Origin of the sequence: Mycobacterium sp. JS623, assembly GCF_000328565.1 — a bacterium.
Lineage (GTDB): Bacteria > Actinomycetota > Actinomycetes > Mycobacteriales > Mycobacteriaceae > Mycobacterium.
In genome coordinates this window covers 6039333-6056945 of sequence record NC_019966.1, presented here as the reverse complement: position 1 = coordinate 6056945, position 17613 = coordinate 6039333, and the positions used below count along the sequence as shown (strand labels likewise).

Sequence of the window (17613 nt, the reverse complement as noted above, 5' to 3'; positions counted from 1 at the left end):
CGGCGGCGCCCTTTCCGGACGCCGCCGATGTCGTAATGGGGGGCTACGGGCAGGAAACCTCAATCGCGAACGGCTTGTTCATCGGTTGCATGGGGTTGGCCATGTCAACGCCGGTCGCGGTGCCTGAAATCTTCCACGTCTTGCCGTCTTTTTCGGCCTTCGCGTCGCCCTGGCCGGTACCGGCCTGATAGCCGAGCGTCACACCGTTGACGTTGCCCAAACCGACCGACTGTACGGTCTTGCCGTCATCGCTCACCACGGCCGCGATGCCTGTCGCGGCGTCGCCGATCGCGATGTTCATGTTTCCGCCCATTGAGCTGCACACGACTGTGCCCTGGACCTTCTGATCCTGTCCATCGATCGTGACGGTGGTCTTGCCTTGCGCTGACGCCGCCGAGGACGTCTGGCCGCTTGTCTCGGACTTCTTCTCACCCGAACCACAGCCGGAAAGACCGGCAATGACAATCGCCGCGCCGCCTACGGCGACCACGAACCCACGCTTCACGACTGTTCTCCTTTTGTTGTCGTGATCCGACAAGATCAGCGGATCATCCCGGCCAGTATGGGTGGCCCGTTCACGGCGGATATGGCGATTTGGCGAAAAATTTGCCTGCGCACCGACTGATCGTTATCTGGGCTTGATGGGTACGGCGGCATCGCACTAGGCACATTCGGTAGGTTCGTTCGCATGCAGACTTTGCGCACCCCGGACGAACGCTTTGCCAATCTGCCTGAATTCCCTTATCCCGCAAAGTATTGCGAAGTCGACGACGGCGACGGCGGGCAATTGCGGGTGGCATGGGTGGAAGTCGGTCCCGCCGAAGGTAATCCGGTGCTGATGCTGCACGGCGAGCCGTCATGGTCGTTTCTCTATCGGAAGATGATGCCGGTCTTGGCCGCCGCCGGTTATCGGGTCATTTGTCCGGACCTGGTCGGTTTCGGCAGGTCCGACAAGCCCACCCGGATCGGGGACCACGCGTATGCCCGGCATGTCGAGTGGATGCGCGCTGTCGCGTTCGACGTGCTCGACCTGCAGCACGTCACGCTCGTCGGGCAGGACTGGGGTGGGCTGATCGGGTTACGGATCGCCGCGGAAAATCCGGATCGGTTCGCGCGCATCGTCGTCGCCAACACAGGACTGCCCACGGGCGATCATCCAATGCCCGAGGTGTGGTGGAACTTCCGCAAGGCGATCCAGGGCGCATCCCAGCTAGACGTTGGCCGCTGGGTCGAGGCCGGCTGCGCGCGCCCGTTTACCGGCGCAATCCGCGCGGCCTACAGTGCGCCGTTCCCCGACGACTCCTATTGCGTCGGCCCGCGGGCGATGCCGGGGCTCGTGCCCACCTCACCGGAGGACCCGGCGACGGAGGCCAACCGCGCTGCGTGGAAAGCGTTGTGCGACAGCACAACCCCAATGCTCGTGGCATTCAGCGACAGCGACCCGATCACCGGCGCGATGGCGCCCATCTTCTCGAGCCAGATGCGCGGCGCGCAGGGCATCGACCACCCCGTCATCGCGAACGCCGGGCACTTCCTGCAGGAAGACGCCGGCGTGGAGCTCGCAGAGGCGATTGTCCGATTCCTCGCGCGCTAGCAGGCGACCTTGATCGCGAACGTGCCTGTCGTCCTGAAGCTGGGATTGGCGGTGGCGAAGCCGACGGCCGCCCCGGTGATGTCGTAGGTCCTGCCGGTCATCGTGACCTTCGCATCCTCGCCGAGGCCTCTGTTGTAGCTACCGGTGAAGCCGCCGACGTTGTTGAGGCTGACGGCATCGGCGGCCAGCTCGTCCTTGTTGGAGATCAGCGCGGTCACTCCCGACGCCTGATCGCCGGTGGTGATGGTGGTCAGCGAGCCCGCAGGCGTGCATTGCACCGCCTCGGTGGTGCCGACATTCTGGCCGTTGACGGTGACCTGCGCGGTGCCAGCGACGAGCGTGCCCGGCCCGGGCTTGTAGTCCGGCGGCCCCGACGAACACCCGGCGACGGCCAGCGTCACTGCGGCGGCTACCCACGCGATTCTCACAGTGCAAAATCTACGACGTGACCGTGCCGAATACTCCTCGTCCGAGAGACTCGTCGGCGTCGTTCTTCAGCGTTGACGCCGAATTGCCCGGACGACTCGGTCGCGCCGGCATCATCCGCACTCCCCACGGCGACATCCATACGCCGGCGTTCATCGCCGTCGGCACCCAGGCCACCGTCAAGGCCGTCCTGCCCGAAACCATGAAAGACCTTGGCGCGCAAGCGGTTCTGGCCAACGCCTACCACCTGTATCTGCAGCCTGGCCCCGACATCGTCGAGGAGGCAGGTGGCCTTGGCGCGTTCATGAACTGGCACGGGCCGACGTTCACCGATAGCGGCGGGTTCCAGGTGTTGTCGCTGGGTGCCGGCTTCAAGAAGGTGCTGGCGATGGACACCGAACGGGTGCAGGCCGACGACGTCATCGCCGAGGGCAAGGAGCGGCTGGCCCATGTCGACGACGACGGAGTCACATTCCGCTCGCATCTCGACGGGTCCACACACCGCTTCACCCCCGAGGTGTCGATCGGCATTCAGCATAAGCTCGGCGCTGACGTCATCTTCGCCTTCGACGAGCTGACCACGCTGGTCAATACCCGCGCCTACCAGGAAGAGTCGGTGAAGCGCACCCACGACTGGGCGGTGCGCTGTCTGGTCGAGCACCGCCGGTTGACTGCGCTGCACCCGTCAAAGCCGGCGCAGGCGTTGTTCGGCGTGGTGCAGGGCGCCCAGTACGAGGACCTGCGCAGGCAGGCCACCCGGGGACTGACGACCATCGTCGATGAGGACGGGCGCGGGTTCGACGGCTACGGCATCGGCGGCGCACTGGAGAAGCAGAACCTGGCGACGATCGTCGGCTGGGTCAGCAGTGAACTGCCCGCGGACAAGCCCCGCCACCTGCTGGGCATCAGCGAGCCCGACGATCTGTTCGACGCGGTCGCGGCGGGCGCCGACACTTTCGACTGCGTATCGCCGTCGAGGGTCGCGCGCAACGCCGCGGTCTACGGGCCGACCGGCCGCTTCAACATCACCAATTCGCGGTACCGGCGTGACTTCAGCCCCATCGACGCCGACTGCGACTGCTATACCTGCGCCCACTACACCCGCGCCTACCTGAACCATCTGTTCAAGGCGAAAGAACTCCTGGCGAAGACGCTCGCCACCATCCACAACGAGCGCTTTGTCATCCGGCTCGTCGACCAGATTCGCGCGGCGATCCGCACCGGCGAGTTCGACGAACTCCGCGCACACGTTCTGGGCCAGTACTACTCGACGCGTGCACAATAAATAGATGACCGCTACCGCGGATCCACAGGCCCTGCTGCTGCAGCTGCTCGACCGGTCGAACCGGGCCAACCCGTACCCCGCCTATGAACGGATCCGCGAGCGCGGGCCCCTGCAACTGCCGCACATGACGCTGAATGTGTTCTCGTCGTTTGCCGACTGTGACGAGGTGCTGCGCCATCCGTCGTCGGCCAGCGACCGGCTCAAGTCAACCGCCGCACAGCGCGAGATCGCCGCGGGCGCCGAGGCCCGCCCCATTGGTCCGCCGGGATTTCTGTTCCTCGACCCGCCTGACCACACGCGGCTGCGCAAGCTGGTGAGCAAGGCCTTCGCGCCGAAGGTCGTCAAGGCCCTGGAGCCGAGCATCACCGAGATGGTCGACTCGCTACTGGACAAGGTCGCAGCCGCCGAGCGCTTCGAGGTCATCAACGATCTGGCTTATCCGCTGCCCGTCGCGGTGATCTGCCGACTGCTCGGCGTACCGATCGAGGACGAGCCGCAGTTCAGCCGGGCATCGGCGCTGCTGGCCGCGGCACTGGATCCGGTGTTGTCGTTCACCGGTGAGGCCAACGAAAGTTTCGACGAGATGGTCGAGGCCGGGATGTGGCTGCGCGGCTATCTGCGGGATCTGATCGTGCGCAGGCGAAGCGATCCGGGGGAGGACCTGATGTCGGCGTTGATCCACGTCGAGGAATCGGGCGATCAGCTGACCGAAGAAGAGATCATCGCGACGTGCAACCTGCTGCTGGTTGCCGGACATGAGACGACGGTGAACCTGATCGCCAACGCCATTCTCGCGATGCTGCGGCATCCCGAGCACTGGCAGGCGCTGGCCGCTGACCCGCAACGGGTTTCAGCCGTCGTCGAGGAGACGTTGCGGTACGACCCGCCGGTCCAGTTGATGGGCCGAATTGCTGCCGACGACATGACAATTGGCGACACCGACGTCCCGAGGGGGGACGTGATGGTGCTGCTGTTGGCCGCGGCGCACCACGATCCCGCGGCATTCGATCGGCCAGCCGAGTTCGACCCCGATCGGGAGAACATTCGCCACCTGGCGTTCGGCAAGGGTCCGCACTTCTGTCTCGGCGCGCCGCTGGCACGCCTGGAGGCCGCTGTTGCACTGACGAAGGTCACCGAGCGCTTCCCGCGTTCACGGCTGGTCGGTGAACCTGCATACAAGCCGAACGTGACCTTGCGTGGAATGGCGTCATTGGAGGTCGCCATCTAGACGACGCCGAAGCTCACGTTCGGGCGTGGAAGTTCGAGCAAATCCCGCCAAAACGTCGATCTCGGCGGCCTTGTCTATACCGTCGTGCGCATGCGAATCCTGTTAGTGGGCGCCGGCGGCGTCGGCTCGGCGTTCTGTGCGATTGCGGCCCGGAGGGACTTCTTCGAGCAGATCGTCGTCAGCGACTACGACGAGTCACGGGCCGAGCAAGCCGCGGAGGCCGTTGGCGACGAGCGGTTCTCGGCGGCGCGAGTCGATGCGACATGGGCAGACGACGTCGCGGCAGTGGTCGGCCAACACGGCATCACCCATGTCATGAACGCCGTTGATCCGCGATTCGTGATGCCGATTTTCAACGGTGCCCTGGCCGGCGGCGCCGACTACTTGGACATGGCGATGAGCCTGTCGCAGCGCCATCCCGACCGGCCGCATGAGCTCACCGGCGTCAAACTCGGCGACGAACAGTTCGCCGTCGAGGAGCAGTGGAAGGCCGCGGGCCGCCTCGCTCTCGTCGGGATAGGCGTGGAGCCTGGCCTTTCCGATGTGTTCGCCCGATACGCCGCCGATCACTTATTCTCCGACATCGACGAGCTCGGCACCCGCGACGGCTCGAATCTCACCGTCGACGGCTACGAGTTCGCGCCGTCGTTCTCGATCTGGACCACCATCGAGGAATGCCTCAACCCGCCGGTGATCTGGGAGGCGGACCGCGGCTGGTTCACCACCGAACCATTTTCTGAGCCAGAGGTTTTCGACTTTCCCGACGGCATCGGCCCCGTCGAATGCGTCAACGTCGAACACGAGGAAGTCCTGCTGATGCCGCGCTGGGTCAACTGCAAACGCGCGACCTTCAAATACGGTCTCGGCGCAGAATTCATCGACGTACTCAAAACGCTGCACAAGCTCGGTCTCGATCGCACCGACAAGGTCACGGTCGGTGGCGTGGAAGTGAGTCCGCGTGACGTGGTCGCGGCTTGCCTACCGAATCCAGCCACGCTAGGGCCCAAGATGCACGGCAAGACATGCGCCGGGCTATGGGTGACGGGCACCGGCAAGGACGGCAGTCCGCGATCGACGTATCTGTACCACGTGGTCGACAATCAATGGTCGATGACCGAGTACGGCCATCAGTGTGTCGTATGGCAAACCGCCATCAATCCCGTTGTGGCGCTGGAACTTCTGGCCAGCGGCACGTGGAGCGGCAGCGGCGTGCTCGGACCCGAGGCTTTCGATTCTGTGCCGTTCCTGGAGCTGCTGACCGCCTACGGTTCACCGTGGGACCAGAAGGAGCTCTGACATATGCCAGAAGAGCTCACTGCCGAGCGCAACAAAACGCACACAAATCGCTACAGCGGGTTGAGGATCCGGTCCAGGAACTGGCGGGTGCGCTCTTCCTTGGGGTTGCCGATCACCTCGGCGGGCGGACCCTGCTCCAGAATCACCCCGTGATCGGTGAACAGCACCTGATCGGAAACCTGCTTGGCGAACTGGATTTCGTGCGTCACGATCACCAACGTCCAGCCCTCGACGGCCAGATCCCTGATGACGGACAGCACCTCACCGACGAGTTCGGGATCCAGCGCCGACGTTGGCTCGTCGAATAGCACCACCTTGGGCTTCAGCGCCAGCGCCCTGGCGATGCCGACACGCTGCTGCTGGCCACCGGACAGTTGATACGGGTACTGGTCCCGCTTTTCGGCGAGGCCGACCTGCTGCAGCAGTTCGGCGGCTTCGGCTTCCGCCTCGTCCTTCGGCCGTTTCTGCACGAAGATCGGGCCCTCGGTGATGTTCTGCAACACCGTCTTGTGCGGAAACAGGTTGTGCGACTGGAAGACAAAGCCGCTCTGCGCGCGATACCGACGCAGCTGGTCTTTGGCCACCGGCTTGGAGAAGTCCAGTTCGACCTCGCCGACGCGGATCACCCCTGCATCAGGCACGTCCAATGCGTTGAGCGCCCGCAGCAGCGTCGTCTTCCCCGAGCCCGAAGGCCCGATGATCGTCGTCGCCGAGCCCTGCGGCACCGTGAACGAAACACCTTTGAGCACTTCATTTTCCCCGAAGGCCTTGTGCACGCCCTCGGCCAGCACGCGGTTCTCTGTCATCGCGCCACATACCTTTCCAGCCGGCGTTCAATGCGGCTCTGACCGAACGACAGCACCAGGCAGATCACCCAGTAGTACACGGCAGCCGTTCCGTACAACGCGAAGAATTCGAACGTCGGCGCGGCAATGATCTGGGCCTGTCGCAGCAACTCGGTGACCAATATGGTCGAGGCGAGGGAAGTATCTTTGACCAGTGAGATCAACGTATTCGACAGCGGCGGCACCGCCACCCGCGTGGCCTGGGGAAGCACGATGCGCCGCAGCGCGCCAACATAATTGAGGCCGATCGTCTCGGCCGCCTCCCACTGGCCCTTCGGGATGCTCTGGATGGCCGAGCGGATGATCTCCGCCGCGTAGCCGCCGACGTTCAGCGAGAACGCGATCACAGCCGCCGGGAACGGATCGATCTTCACCCCCAATTCCGGCAGCGCGTAGAACACGATGAAAAGCTGTACCAGCAACGGGGTTCCGCGGATGATCGAGATGTAGAACCGCGCCACGTTGGTGAGGATCACGTTCGGTGACAGCCGGGCCAACGCCACCGCCAGCGCGAGCACCAGCCCGATCACGAAGCTGATCACCGTCAACGGAATCGTCTTGGTGATCGCCGCCTTCGCCAACGGCCCGAGACTTTCCAAGATCAGATCCCACGTCGACTTCGGTTTCGTCTGGTTCCCGGCTGCCGCGGGCGCCCCAGACGCGTTGACCTTGAGGTACTTCTGCGAGATGTCGGCCAGCGTGCCGTCGGCACGGAGTTCGTCGAGTGCCTTGTTCAGGTCGGGGAGAAGCCCGCTGTTCTTGCGCGCGGCGAAGCCCTGCTCGCTCTTCTCGCCGACGTTGCCGGCGATCTTGACGGAGGTGTCGCCGGTCTCGGCGAGGTAGGCATACACGGCGATGCTGTCGTTGACGACGACGTCGACGCGGCCCTGGTTGAGGAGCTTGATGGCCTGGGTGAATCCTTCGACGGTCTCGACTCGCGCCCCGGCCTTGCGGGCCACATCCGCCCAGTTGCTGGTTGCGTTCTCGGCGGCGACCTTGCCCTTCAGATCGTCGAGCGTCTTGACGGTGTTGTCGTCGGCCCGCGTGACGATGACGCCTTCACCAACCGAGTACGGTTCGGACAGGTCGTACTTCTGCTTGCGCTCGGCGTTGATGGTCACCTCGTTGGCGACTGCGTCGAACCGGTTGGCCTCCAGCGCGGCGAAGATCGAATCCCATGGCGTTTCAACAAATTCGACCTTGACGCCGAGCTTGTCGGCAACCGCGCGGGCGACGTCGACGTCGTAGCCGACAAGCTGGCCGGTGGCCGGGTCGTGGTAGCTGAACGGTGAGTACACGCCCTCGGTGCCGACCCGCAGCAACCCCGCCGACTTGACCGGGTTGTCCCCGTTTGTGGTCGACGACCCACACGCGGTGAGCAGGAAGACGGCGAGCAGCAACACGGCCGCGACGGCTCTTCGGAGATTGCGCACCGGCGGAAGCTAGCAGGGCCGCGGACGCCGACCAAGAGTTCTGCTCAACCCGGCCGGTATATCCACGGTTGCCGAGGCAGCGCCGTGGGTTTGAACTGCGTGAGCATCTGCTCGGGGGTCGCCGCTGAATAGCCAAGCGAGCCAGCGATCTGTGCCTGGGCCTGTGCGACGCCGATCTCGGCAAGTGTCACGGCGCCGTCGCGTTTGGCCAGCCGCGCGCCGTCTTCATTGAGCACCAGTGCGACATGGGCGTATGTCGGCTCCGGGTAGCCGAGCAGTCGCGCGAGGTAGGCCTGCCGCGGCGACGACGGCAACAGGTCATCACCGCGGACCACCTGGTCGACGCCCTGCGCGGCGTCGTCAACCACCACCGCGAGGTTGTAGGCCGCGACACCGTCACCGCGTCGCACCACGAAATCGTCGACTATGCCGGTGTACTCGCCGTGCAGCAGGTCATGAACCGTGTGCACGAACGTGTCCGTGCGCAGTCGAAGCGCCGGTGGCCGCCCCGTCTCGTGACGCCGGACCTCACGTTCGGCATCGGTGAGGTCGCGGCACGTGCCCGGATACGCGCCCTGCGGTGCATGCGGGGCCCGCGGGGCCTGCGCGATATCCCTTCTGGTGCAATAGCATTCGTAGAGAAGACCGCGGTCGGCCAGGTCGTCGACAACGGCGTCGTAGCGCTGTGGGTGCTCCGACTGCCATTCTGCGGGCTCATCCCACGTCAGCCCGATCGCCGCCAGATCTTCGAGCTGGCGGTTGGCGATGTCGGTGTGGGTGCGGTCGTCGAGGTCCTCGACGCGCATCAGGAAGCGACGTCCCGTCGAGCGCGCAAACAACCACGCCAGCACTGCTGTGCGCAGATTGCCGATGTGCAAATCGGCCGACGGGCTGGGCGCGAACCTGCCAGCGGTCACGCCCGCAATCTACCTAGCTGCGCTCCCAGGGAGCGGTGTCGCCCATTTTCTTGTAGTACTTGGCGAGGTGGCTCTTGACCCGGTCGATGTCGTCCTTGGGCAAGTCGACGCCACCGCGTGAGCCTTGCATGATCGCCCCTGCCGCCATCACCCCGCGCGGCACGGCCTCCAGCTTGCCGTCGACCACGTCGGCGATCAGCAGCTTGTAGGCGGTGAAATTGTCCTTGTTGTCGCTGTCGTACCAGACGTGCGCGTCGCGGTACTTCTGGTTGGGCTCGTCTTGCGCGTCAGCCCACTTGCGAACTCGTTTCTCCGCTGCATCGCCGTCCCATTCACGGTCCCGATCAGCGAGCGGCAGATCCTGAAATGCTGTCACTGACATACCTGTGGCGTGCCCGCACCCTCGGTTGGCTAAACCGCCAGGGCCGCTGTGAATTCGCTGCAAAACCAGTCGACGTCTGTCATGGAAAACACCAGTGGCGGGCGGACTTTCAGTACGTTGCCGTCATGGCCGCACACCGAGATCAGCACCCGCCGTTCGCGCATGGCGTTGACCAGTGCCTTGGCGCCAGTCCTGTCCGGAGTCTTCGCATCGGGGTCGCTGACGATCTCCACCCCGATGTACAACCCTGCTCCCCGCACATCGCCGACGCGTGGATTGTCCGCGGCGATCGGGGCCAGCTCCGCCCGCAGCGCAGCGCCGACCGCAGCGGCATTGCCCATCAAATCCTCGTTCTCGATGACATCGAGCACCGCCGCAGCGGCGGCCATCGACACCGGGTTGCCGGCATACGTATTGAAGTACGGCACCCTGGCAGCGAACGGATATAACACGTGGTCACGCGCCGCCATCGCGGCGACGGGCAGGCCGTTGCCCATCGGCTTGGCCATCGTGACGATGTCGGGTATCACGCCGTGACGCTCGAACCCCCACATGGATTCGCCGGTGCGCGCGAAGCCTGGCTGCACCTCGTCGGCGATGAACACCCCGCCGTTTCGATGCACGACGTCGACGGCCGGCGCGAGCACCGAGCGGTCGGGGTAGATGCCGTCGGACGAGAAGATCGTGTCCGCGATCAGGCAACTGAGGCGAATTCCGTTCTCGCTCAAGTCGTCCACCGCGCGGGCGACATCGGCTGCGAAGCGTGCCGCCGCATCGGGATACCGGTAGCTGTCGGGAGGCGGCACCGTACGCACATGCCGGGCGGGCGTCGTCGCGTCGCCGAGAGACGGCGAAATCTCCATTACTGCAGCGGTGTTGCCGTGGTAGGCGTCGCGGGTGACGATGACACCCTTCGCATCGGTGAAGGCCTCGGCGACGCGCAACGCGAGGTCGTTGACCTCTGAGCCGGTGCAGCCGTACATCACCTGATCGATCTCACTGGGCATGGTGGCGAGCAGCCGCTCGGAATAGTCGACGATGCCGCGGTGCAAGTAGCGCGTGTGGGTGTTCAGCGTCGACATCTGACGAGTGACCGCATCGGTGACGTGCGGGTGGCAGTGCCCGACACTGACCACATTGTTGTAGGCGTCCAGGTAGCGCGCGCCGTCGGCGTCGAACACGTGGCTGCCCAGCCCGCGGACCAGATGCACCGGCCTGTCGTAGAACAACCGATTCGCCGGTCCGAGCACGCGCTCGCGGGCCTCGATCAGCGGGTCGCCGTCGTCACCGGCCGTGTAGCTGTTCGAGTCCATGATGTTCGAGAAGCTCACCGCCCCAGTCTGCTGTATGGGCCGTCGTCCGTCAGACTGTGTGGAATGTCCGGACTGCCGCCCGACCACGAGTCGTATGCCCGTGCGGCGCTGGCTGCCTACGGCCGCGACCGCGACAGTCCGCTGCGGCTGCTGAGCCTGTCGGAGAACGCCACCTACTTGGTCGACGACGCCGACCCGATGGTGCTGCGGGTGCACCGGCCCGGCTACCACTCGCTGGATGGGATTCGCTCCGAACTGCAGTGGATGACCGCGCTGCGCGAGCAGGCCGGCGTGCTGACTCCGCACCTGATCCCGGCGCGCGACGGCCGCGACGTGGTGCCCGCCGTGGTCGACGGCAACACCCTGCATGTCGACGCCGTGACGTTCATTTCCGGCTGTACCGCCGAGGAACAGCCCGATGCCGTCGGCTTCGACGAACTCGGTCGCATCACCGCGGCCATGCACGACCACGTCCAGCGGTGGACCGCACCCGATTACTTCACGCGGTTCAGCTGGGACGTCGAGGCCACGCTCGGCAGCGAGGCGCGCTGGGGCAACTGGCGGCACGCGCCGGGATTGACTGCGGCGGACGAGGTGGTCGTGGCACGCGCGGCCGCCGAGGTCGACCGTCGACTCAACGAGTTCGGCTGCGGGACAGACCGTTTCGGCTTGATACACGCCGATCTGCGGATGGCGAATCTGATGGTCGACCCAACCGATGCTTCTGGCCCGATCACCGTCATCGACTTCGACGACTGTGGATGGTCCTGGTATCTCTTCGATCTCGCCGCGGTCGTGTCGTTCATCGAGGACACGCCGGAGGCCGAGAGGATGATCGCCGACTGGCTGCGCGGTTACCACGAGGTGCGCGACATTCCCGGCGAGCACCTGGAGATGATCCCGACGTTGGTGATGCTGCGCAGGCTCATGTTGACCGCCTGGGTTGCGTCGCACGCCGATGCCGACGCGGCGATCGCGTTCACCGACGGTTTCGCGACGGGGACGGCCCGGCTGGCCGAGCGATACCTCACCGATCGCGACTGGCTGCGCGACGCGATTCACTCGTCGCGAGTATGACCCTCGCGTACGTTGACCGACGAACGGATCGAGCGCATCGGTACCACGCTGATGGTCCTCGAGGAGAAGACGGCCGAGCTGGCGTGAATGAGCGGTCTAATCAATGTCAGGGAATTAGGCCGTCAAGAAACTTTGGTGGAGCAGACGGGGCCGCAGGCTGCAGACTTATCGGCTGTTGACCCTGCTGCGGGTTGGGGTCGTTGCACACCCCGGGTTTCGACATGGCGCTGACGGTGCCGGCGAGCGTCACAGGGTCGAACGAGTACAGCAGGTCTGCCGGGCCGGTACTTCCGTCGGGGCATGTCCACCCAGTTGAGGCGCCACGGCGTTCAACGGTCCAGGGGCCGCCGGCCACTCTGCTGATCGCCCCGACCCACCCCCGAGACGTCGCCACCGTCCCTCCGCAGGTGCGCTCTGCGTTGCATTGCGTGGTGACGGTCCAGATCGTCGGCGGGCCGTCGGTGACAAGGTTGAAGTCGCCATCGAGTTGGTCGTCCGCCGATGCCGGGCTTGCCAAGCCGATAGCGGTGCTGGTGACGGCGATGGCGGCAGCCATCGCGCGGGTGATCGCCATCGGCGAAGCATCACACGTTTCGGCCGAGGCCGGGCACGATATCGCCAAGGTCGAACATCACCGGCTGCTCGAGCTGTTCGTAGGTGCATGAGCGGGGGTCGCGGTCGGGTCGCCAGCGGTTGAACTGCGCGGTGTGGCGGAACCGTTCGCCCTCCATGTGGTCGTAGCGCACCTCCACCACGCGTTCGGGTCGCAGCGGCACGAACGACAGGTCCTTACCCGCGTTCCACCGCGAACCCCCCTCGTATCGACGCGGTGTGCTGTCGGCTGCCATGTGAGCGGCCCAGTTCCACGGGTGTTGCTCGAACGTGGTGACAAATGACTGCAACTCGCTGAACAGCTGCCGCCGCTCGGCCATTGGAAACGCGCCGATCACGCCGACCGAGGCGAGGGTGCCGTCGTCGCGGTAGAGGCCGAGCAGCAGTGAGCCGACCGCGCCGTCCCCCGACTTGTGCATCCGGTAGCCGGCGACCACACAGTCGGCGGTTCGTTCGTGCTTGATTTTGAACATGACTCGCTTGTCCGGCTGATAGGTGATCGCAGACGGCTTGGCGATCAGACCGTCGAGCCCGGCGCCCTCGAATTCGGAGAACCACCGCTGCGCGGTCGCCAGATCGGTGGTGGCGGGCGTGACATGGACCGACGGGCCGGAATCGGCCAATGCGTCGACGAGTGCGGCGCGCCGCTCGTGGAACGGTCGCTCGGTGTAGTCCTCGTCGCCGAGGGCCAGCAGATCGAACGCAATGAACGAGGCGGGCGTCCGCTCGGCGAGCATGTTGACGCGGCTGGCCGCTGGGTGCAGGCGCAACTGCAACGCCTCGAAATCCAGGCCGTGGTCGGTCGCGATCACGATCTCACCGTCGACTACGCAGCGCTGCGGCAGTTCGGTCGTGATGGCCGCAACCACTTCCGGGAAATACCGGGTCATCGGCCGTTCGTTGCGGCTGCCCAGCTCCACCTCGTGGCGGTCGCGGAAGCAGATGGTCCTGAAGCCGTCCCATTTTGGTTCATAGGACGCGTCCGGCGGGATTGACCGCACTGGCTTGGCCAGCATCGGCGACACGGGCGGCATCACGGGCAGCTGCATCGATCCATTGTCGGGTGCCGCCCCTTAACGGGTCGATTACTAGTACCAGGCGCGAGTAATCAACCCGTTAACCCCCGCGATGACATTGCCCGGTGTCGGCGGTCTAGTTGAGTATGAAAAGCGTGGACCTCCCCGTAATGCCACCGTTGGAGCCGATGCTGGCCAAGGCCCAGGCCAAGGTGCCCCCCGACCCGGGGGTGTGGTCCTACGAGCCGAAGTGGGACGGCTTTCGCGCGCTGGTGTTCCGCGACGGCGACAGAGTCGTCATGCAGTCGCGCAACGGCAAGGAGCTCGGCCGCTACTTCCCCGAACTCGAGCAGGCGTTGCGCGACGAACTCGCGCCGCGCTGCGTGCTCGACGGCGAGATCGTGGTGCCTCGCGAGATCGGCGGACGCATCCGGCTGGACTGGGAGTCGCTGTCGCAGCGCATCCACCCGGCCGAGAGCCGCATCAAGATGCTGGCCGAGCAGACGCCTGCACACTTCATCGGCTTCGACGCGCTGGCCACCGGCGACAGCTCGTTGTTGAAGGAGCCATTCCGGGTGCGTCGGGAGGCGCTGTCCCAGTCGATCAACGAAAAACAGTGGTGTCATGTCACCCGCACCACCGAGGATCCCGAGCAGGGCGCCAAGTGGCTCGACACCTTTGAGGGCGCGGGCCTAGATGGGGTGATCGCGAAGCGGCTGGACGGGCCGTACCTGCCGGGCAAGCGGGAGATGGTCAAGGTCAAGCATGCCCGCGACGCCGACTGTGTGGCGATGGGCTACCGCATCCATAAGAGCGGCGAAGGTATCGGGTCGATACTGCTCGGGCTGTACCGCGACGACGGCGAACTGCAAATGGTCGGGGGCGCTGCATCTTTCACCGCGAAGGACCGGCTCAAGCTACTCGCTGATCTCGAGCCGCTGCGCGAGGGCGACGAGGTGCGCGAAGGGGATCCGAGTCGGTGGAACTCCGCGGCAGACAAGCGGTGGATCCCGGTGCGTCCCGAGAGGGTGTGTGAGGTGGCCTACGACCAGATGGAGGGAAACGCGTTGCACGCAGCCGGAGGGCCGGCGACATCCGGCCACGGCAGGCGTTTTCGGCATGCGGTGAAGTTCATTCGTTGGCGGCCCGATCGCGACCCGCAAAGCTGCACCTTCGAGCAGCTTGATGTGCCGATCACCTTCGACCTCTACGACGTGCTGGAGTCATCCGTGGCGAGCGAAGCGACGGGAGAAGGCTGAGCATGGCAACACCGGCAGAAGAAATCGACGTCGACGGGGTCAAGGTCCGGCTGACCAATCCTGACAAGGTGTATTTCCCGAAGCTGGGCTCCGACGGCACCAAGCGCAAGCTCGTCGAGTATTACCTTGCCGTCGCGAGTGGTCCGATGCTCACGGCGCTGCGCGACCGGCCGACACATCTGCAGCGCTTTCCCGACGGCATCGAGGGCGAGGAGATCTATCAGAAACGAATCCCCAAGCACGCGCCGGATTATCTGGAAACCTGTGTGGTGACGTTCCCGTCGGGCCGAACTGCGGACGCGCTCAAGGTGACTCACGCGGCGGCGATCGTGTGGGCCGCGCAGATGGGCACCATCACGCTGCACCCGTGGCAGGTGCGATGCGCTGACACCGAGCATCCCGACGAACTTCGCGTCGACCTGGATCCGCAGCCGGGCACCGCTTTCAAGGAGGCTCGCGCAATAGCCGTCGACGTGCTCAAGCCGGTGCTCGACGAACTCGGCCTGGTCGGCTATCCGAAGACATCCGGCGGTCGCGGCGTGCACATCTTCCTTCGCATCAAGCCGGATTGGGATTTCATCGCGGTGCGGCGGGCGGGTATCGCGCTGGCTCGAGAGGTCCAGCGGCGGGCACCCGATGCGGTCACCACCTCATGGTGGAAAGAAGAGCGTGGCAAGCGAATCTTCATCGACTACAACCAGAACGCCCGCGACCGCACCTTCGCGTCGGCGTATTCGGCGCGCAAGACGCCGATCGCGACGGTGTCGATGCCGTTGACGTGGGATGAGCTGCGCGACGCCGACCCCGACAACTACACCATCACCACCGCACCCGGTTTCGTCGCCGGCCGCGACGACCCATGGGAGGGAATCGATTCGGTGGCCCAGTCATTAGAGCCACTGATGGAGATGGTCAAGGCCGACGAGGAGCGTGGGCTCGGCGATCTGCCGTACCCGCCGAGCTATCCGAAGATGCCGGGCGAGCCGCCGCGGGTGCAACCGAGCAAAAAGGTGGCCGCGAATTGGGACGACGAGGGCAACCCGGTGAGCCGGTGAACCACACCGATGCTCAACGACGCCACGACCCGGATGTTCGCAGCTTCGCCAGTGACAACTACGCAGGCGTTCACCCGGAGATTCTCGCCGCTCTCGCGCTTGCCAACGGGGGGCACCAGGTTGCCTACGGTGACGACGCGTACACCGAGAACCTGCAAAACATCATTCGTGACCACTTCGGCCCCACCGCAGAGGCCTTTCCCGTCTTCAACGGCACCGGTGCGAATGTCGTTGCGCTACAGGCTCTCACCGATCGTTGGGGTGCGGTGGTATGCGCCGACACCGCGCACATCAACGTCGACGAGTGCGGCGCGCCCGAACGGATGGGTGGGCTCAAACTGCTCACCGTGCCGACGGCCGATGGCAAGCTCACCCCGGAGCTGATCGACCGACAGGCCTGGGGCTGGGCCGACGAGCACCGGGCGATGCCGCAGGTCGTTTCGATCACGCAAAGCACCGAGCTGGGCACGCTGTACACACCCGACGAGATCCGCGCGATCTGTGAGCACGCCCACGCCAGGAACATGAAAGTGCACATGGACGGTTCACGGATCGCCAATGCGGGTGCAGCACTTGATATTCCGATGCGCGCATTCACTTCCGAGGCCGGCGTTGACATCCTGTCACTGGGCGGCACCAAGAACGGCGCGCTGTTGGGCGAGGCGGTCGTGGTGCTGAATCAGGGTGCGGCCAGCCACATGAAGCATTTGCGCAAGCTCTCGATGCAGCTGCACTCCAAAATGCGCTTCGTCGCGGTTCAGCTGGAAGCGCTACTGGCCAAGGACCTTTGGCTGCGCAACGCCCGGCACGCCAACCAGATGGCGAAACGCCTCGCCGAAGGGGTGCGCGCCGTCGAGGGGGTGCGGCTGCTGTATCCGGTGCAGGCAAACGCGGTCTTCGCCCGGCTCCCGCGTGAAGTCAGCGAACGGCTGCAGAAGCGATTCCGGTTCTACTTCTGGGACGAGGCGGCCGGGGACGTCCGCTGGATGTGTTCGTTCGACACCACCGAGGCCGATGTCGACGCATTCGTCGTGGCACTCGAGGAGGAGATGGCGCGTTAATCAGGACGAATTCAGCGCGCCGCTTTAGCTACTGCGCCTGCTGGTTGGCGGCTCGGTCGCTACTTGCTCACATGCCTGCCGGCGAGACCCGCCCCGTAGCGAACGTCGCGCCTTGACTGGCCATCCCCGATCGCACATAGGACAGGTGCGCATCGGAGAACATCTCGTCATGGGTCGGCGCCGACATACCGCCGCCGGGCGAGCAGATCGGATCGCCAGCGGCGCACAAGTCAATGGCCTTGTCCGCATAGAGCGGGCTCACCGCTGTCAGCGGTGCCCCGACGTATCTGTCCATCGGATTGCCGAAGACCACCACCGCTGCAACGTGATTCGCCAGCTCGGGTGGCATCGGTGCGGGAGTGAACCCGGCGAACGATACCGGGATCGCGGTTATCAGATCGATGGTCAGCGCGCCTTGCGAGTAGCCACCGAGCACGATTCGGGTATTGGGACAGTTCGTCACGGTGGACTCGACGTGGGCCCTGGCATTGTCAGCCCCTGCTGATGCCGAATTGGCGAAGTCTTCCGTGGCGGGGTAATCAACCGGGTACACGGCGACGGATCTGCCACCGACCTGTGAGCGTAGGGAGTCGACGAATGCCTGCCCGACCTGACCGACACCGGGCGGTTCTGTTGTGGCGCGGGCAAATACGACCTCGACGTCGGGGCAAGCGGCGGCGAATGCGGATGAAATGGCGAAGGGCGCACACAGGGCCGCCCACGTTGTCACCACCGCGGAACCCACAAAACACACGACGGCGTGTGCGCTCACGTCCCAATGCTGACACATCGTGGCAGGAAAGGAACAGACCGA

At 65.1% G+C, this 17613-nt stretch carries 18 protein-coding genes; 8 read left to right on the top strand and 10 right to left on the bottom strand.

Annotation, left to right across the window (positions count from 1 at the left end; all coding sequences use genetic code 11):
- Positions 1-43: 43 nt before the first annotated feature.
- A complete protein-coding gene (locus MYCSM_RS29415; protein ID WP_015309829.1) occupies positions 44-505 on the bottom strand; it encodes a lipoprotein LpqH in 462 nt (153 codons plus the stop codon).
- 183 nt (positions 506-688) lie between these two features.
- On the opposite strand from MYCSM_RS29415, the gene MYCSM_RS29410 reads away from it, so the two are divergent.
- A complete protein-coding gene (locus MYCSM_RS29410; RefSeq protein WP_015309828.1) occupies positions 689-1594 on the top strand; it encodes a haloalkane dehalogenase in 906 nt (301 codons plus the stop codon).
- Here MYCSM_RS29410 and MYCSM_RS29405 read toward each other — a convergent pair.
- A complete protein-coding gene (locus tag MYCSM_RS29405; RefSeq protein WP_041312833.1) occupies positions 1591-2022 on the bottom strand; it encodes a lipoprotein LpqH in 432 nt (143 codons plus the stop codon). The two genes, MYCSM_RS29410 and MYCSM_RS29405, sit on opposite strands and share 4 nt — an antisense overlap.
- 17 nt (positions 2023-2039) lie before the next feature.
- On the opposite strand from MYCSM_RS29405, the gene tgt reads away from it, so the two are divergent.
- The 3 genes from tgt (at position 2040) to MYCSM_RS29390 (ending at position 5829) form a co-directional block, all read left to right on the top strand.
- Complete coding sequence (gene tgt / locus MYCSM_RS29400; RefSeq protein WP_015309826.1) at positions 2040-3305, top strand: tRNA guanosine(34) transglycosylase Tgt; 1266 nt, start codon at positions 2040-2042, stop codon at positions 3303-3305.
- A gap of 4 nt (positions 3306-3309) precedes the next feature.
- Positions 3310-4533: a cytochrome P450 gene (locus tag MYCSM_RS29395; RefSeq protein WP_015309825.1), complete on the top strand. Its 1224-nt coding sequence runs from the start codon at positions 3310-3312 to the stop codon at positions 4531-4533.
- 90 nt (positions 4534-4623) lie between these two features.
- Positions 4624-5829, top strand: coding sequence for a saccharopine dehydrogenase family protein (locus MYCSM_RS29390; RefSeq protein ID WP_015309824.1), 1206 nt, complete (start codon positions 4624-4626; stop codon positions 5827-5829).
- Between the two features lie 50 nt (positions 5830-5879).
- On the opposite strand, the gene MYCSM_RS29385 is transcribed toward MYCSM_RS29390, so the two are convergent.
- Genes MYCSM_RS29385 through MYCSM_RS29360 form a run of 5 tightly spaced genes read right to left on the bottom strand, consistent with a single transcriptional unit; the run spans position 5880 to position 10737 of the window.
- The gene (locus tag MYCSM_RS29385; RefSeq protein WP_015309823.1) at positions 5880-6635 is read right to left on the bottom strand and encodes an amino acid ABC transporter ATP-binding protein; all 756 of its coding nucleotides are present in this window, start codon (positions 6633-6635) and stop codon (positions 5880-5882) included.
- Positions 6632-8107 (bottom strand): ABC transporter permease subunit, encoded by a 1476-nt coding sequence (locus MYCSM_RS36335; RefSeq protein WP_083906360.1) that lies wholly within the window; start codon positions 8105-8107, stop codon positions 6632-6634. The genes MYCSM_RS29385 and MYCSM_RS36335 overlap by 4 nt, the downstream gene beginning before the upstream one ends.
- 44 nt (positions 8108-8151) lie before the next feature.
- The gene (gene gluQRS / locus MYCSM_RS29370; RefSeq protein ID WP_015309821.1) at positions 8152-9024 is read right to left on the bottom strand and encodes a tRNA glutamyl-Q(34) synthetase GluQRS; all 873 of its coding nucleotides are present in this window, start codon (positions 9022-9024) and stop codon (positions 8152-8154) included.
- Between the two features lie 13 nt (positions 9025-9037).
- Positions 9038-9406 carry a hypothetical protein gene (locus tag MYCSM_RS29365; protein WP_015309820.1) on the bottom strand — a complete coding sequence of 123 codons (369 nt, stop codon included), beginning with the start codon at positions 9404-9406 and terminating at the stop codon, positions 9038-9040.
- 29 nt (positions 9407-9435) lie between these two features.
- Positions 9436-10737, bottom strand: coding sequence for an aspartate aminotransferase family protein (locus MYCSM_RS29360; RefSeq protein WP_015309819.1), 1302 nt, complete (start codon positions 10735-10737; stop codon positions 9436-9438).
- A gap of 45 nt (positions 10738-10782) precedes the next feature.
- On the opposite strand from MYCSM_RS29360, the gene MYCSM_RS29355 reads away from it, so the two are divergent.
- Positions 10783-11796, top strand: coding sequence for a phosphotransferase enzyme family protein (locus MYCSM_RS29355; RefSeq protein ID WP_015309818.1), 1014 nt, complete (start codon positions 10783-10785; stop codon positions 11794-11796).
- 106 nt (positions 11797-11902) lie between these two features.
- Here MYCSM_RS29355 and MYCSM_RS29350 read toward each other — a convergent pair whose 3' ends face one another.
- Together MYCSM_RS29350 and MYCSM_RS29345 are read right to left on the bottom strand one after the other, a co-directional pair.
- Positions 11903-12370, bottom strand: a complete 468-nt coding sequence (locus tag MYCSM_RS29350) for a hypothetical protein (protein ID WP_015309817.1) — start codon at positions 12368-12370, stop codon at positions 11903-11905.
- 10 nt (positions 12371-12380) lie between these two features.
- On the bottom strand, positions 12381-13457 hold the full coding sequence (locus tag MYCSM_RS29345) for an ATP-dependent DNA ligase (protein ID WP_015309816.1): 1077 nt from the start codon (positions 13455-13457) through the stop codon (positions 12381-12383).
- 113 nt (positions 13458-13570) lie between these two features.
- Between MYCSM_RS29345 and MYCSM_RS29340 the strand changes: the two genes are divergently transcribed.
- Genes MYCSM_RS29340 through MYCSM_RS29330 form a run of 3 tightly spaced genes read left to right on the top strand, consistent with a single transcriptional unit; the run spans position 13571 to position 16799 of the window.
- Complete coding sequence (locus MYCSM_RS29340; protein ID WP_041312831.1) at positions 13571-14683, top strand: ATP-dependent DNA ligase; 1113 nt, start codon at positions 13571-13573, stop codon at positions 14681-14683.
- A 2-nt stretch (positions 14684-14685) separates the two neighbouring features.
- On the top strand, positions 14686-15738 hold the full coding sequence (ligD, locus tag MYCSM_RS29335; protein WP_015309814.1) for a non-homologous end-joining DNA ligase: 1053 nt from the start codon (positions 14686-14688) through the stop codon (positions 15736-15738).
- Positions 15735-16799 (top strand): threonine aldolase family protein, encoded by a 1065-nt coding sequence (locus MYCSM_RS29330; RefSeq protein ID WP_015309813.1) that lies wholly within the window; start codon positions 15735-15737, stop codon positions 16797-16799. Before ligD ends, MYCSM_RS29330 begins: the two co-directional genes overlap by 4 nt.
- Before the next feature lie 67 nt (positions 16800-16866).
- On the opposite strand, the gene MYCSM_RS29325 is transcribed toward MYCSM_RS29330, so the two are convergent.
- Complete coding sequence (locus MYCSM_RS29325) at positions 16867-17571, bottom strand: cutinase family protein (protein ID WP_232425689.1); 705 nt, start codon at positions 17569-17571, stop codon at positions 16867-16869.
- Between the last annotated feature and the right edge of the window lie 42 nt (positions 17572-17613).

Coding starts and splice junctions, on each gene's coding strand:
- MYCSM_RS29410 (WP_015309828.1), top strand. CDS start 689: ATGCAGACTTTGCGCACCCCGGACGAACGCTTTGCCAATCTGCCTGAA.
- MYCSM_RS29395 (WP_015309825.1), top strand. CDS start 3,310: ATGACCGCTACCGCGGATCCACAGGCCCTGCTGCTGCAGCTGCTCGAC.
- MYCSM_RS29390 (WP_015309824.1), top strand. CDS start 4,624: ATGCGAATCCTGTTAGTGGGCGCCGGCGGCGTCGGCTCGGCGTTCTGT.
- MYCSM_RS29385 (WP_015309823.1), bottom strand. CDS start 6,635: ATGACAGAGAACCGCGTGCTGGCCGAGGGCGTGCACAAGGCCTTCGGG.
- MYCSM_RS29365 (WP_015309820.1), bottom strand. CDS start 9,406: ATGTCAGTGACAGCATTTCAGGATCTGCCGCTCGCTGATCGGGACCGT.
- MYCSM_RS29355 (WP_015309818.1), top strand. CDS start 10,783: ATGTCCGGACTGCCGCCCGACCACGAGTCGTATGCCCGTGCGGCGCTG.
- MYCSM_RS29350 (WP_015309817.1), bottom strand. CDS start 12,370: ATGGCGATCACCCGCGCGATGGCTGCCGCCATCGCCGTCACCAGCACC.
- MYCSM_RS29345 (WP_015309816.1), bottom strand. CDS start 13,457: ATGCAGCTGCCCGTGATGCCGCCCGTGTCGCCGATGCTGGCCAAGCCA.
- MYCSM_RS29340 (WP_041312831.1), top strand. CDS start 13,571: ATGAAAAGCGTGGACCTCCCCGTAATGCCACCGTTGGAGCCGATGCTG.
- ligD (WP_015309814.1), top strand. CDS start 14,686: ATGGCAACACCGGCAGAAGAAATCGACGTCGACGGGGTCAAGGTCCGG.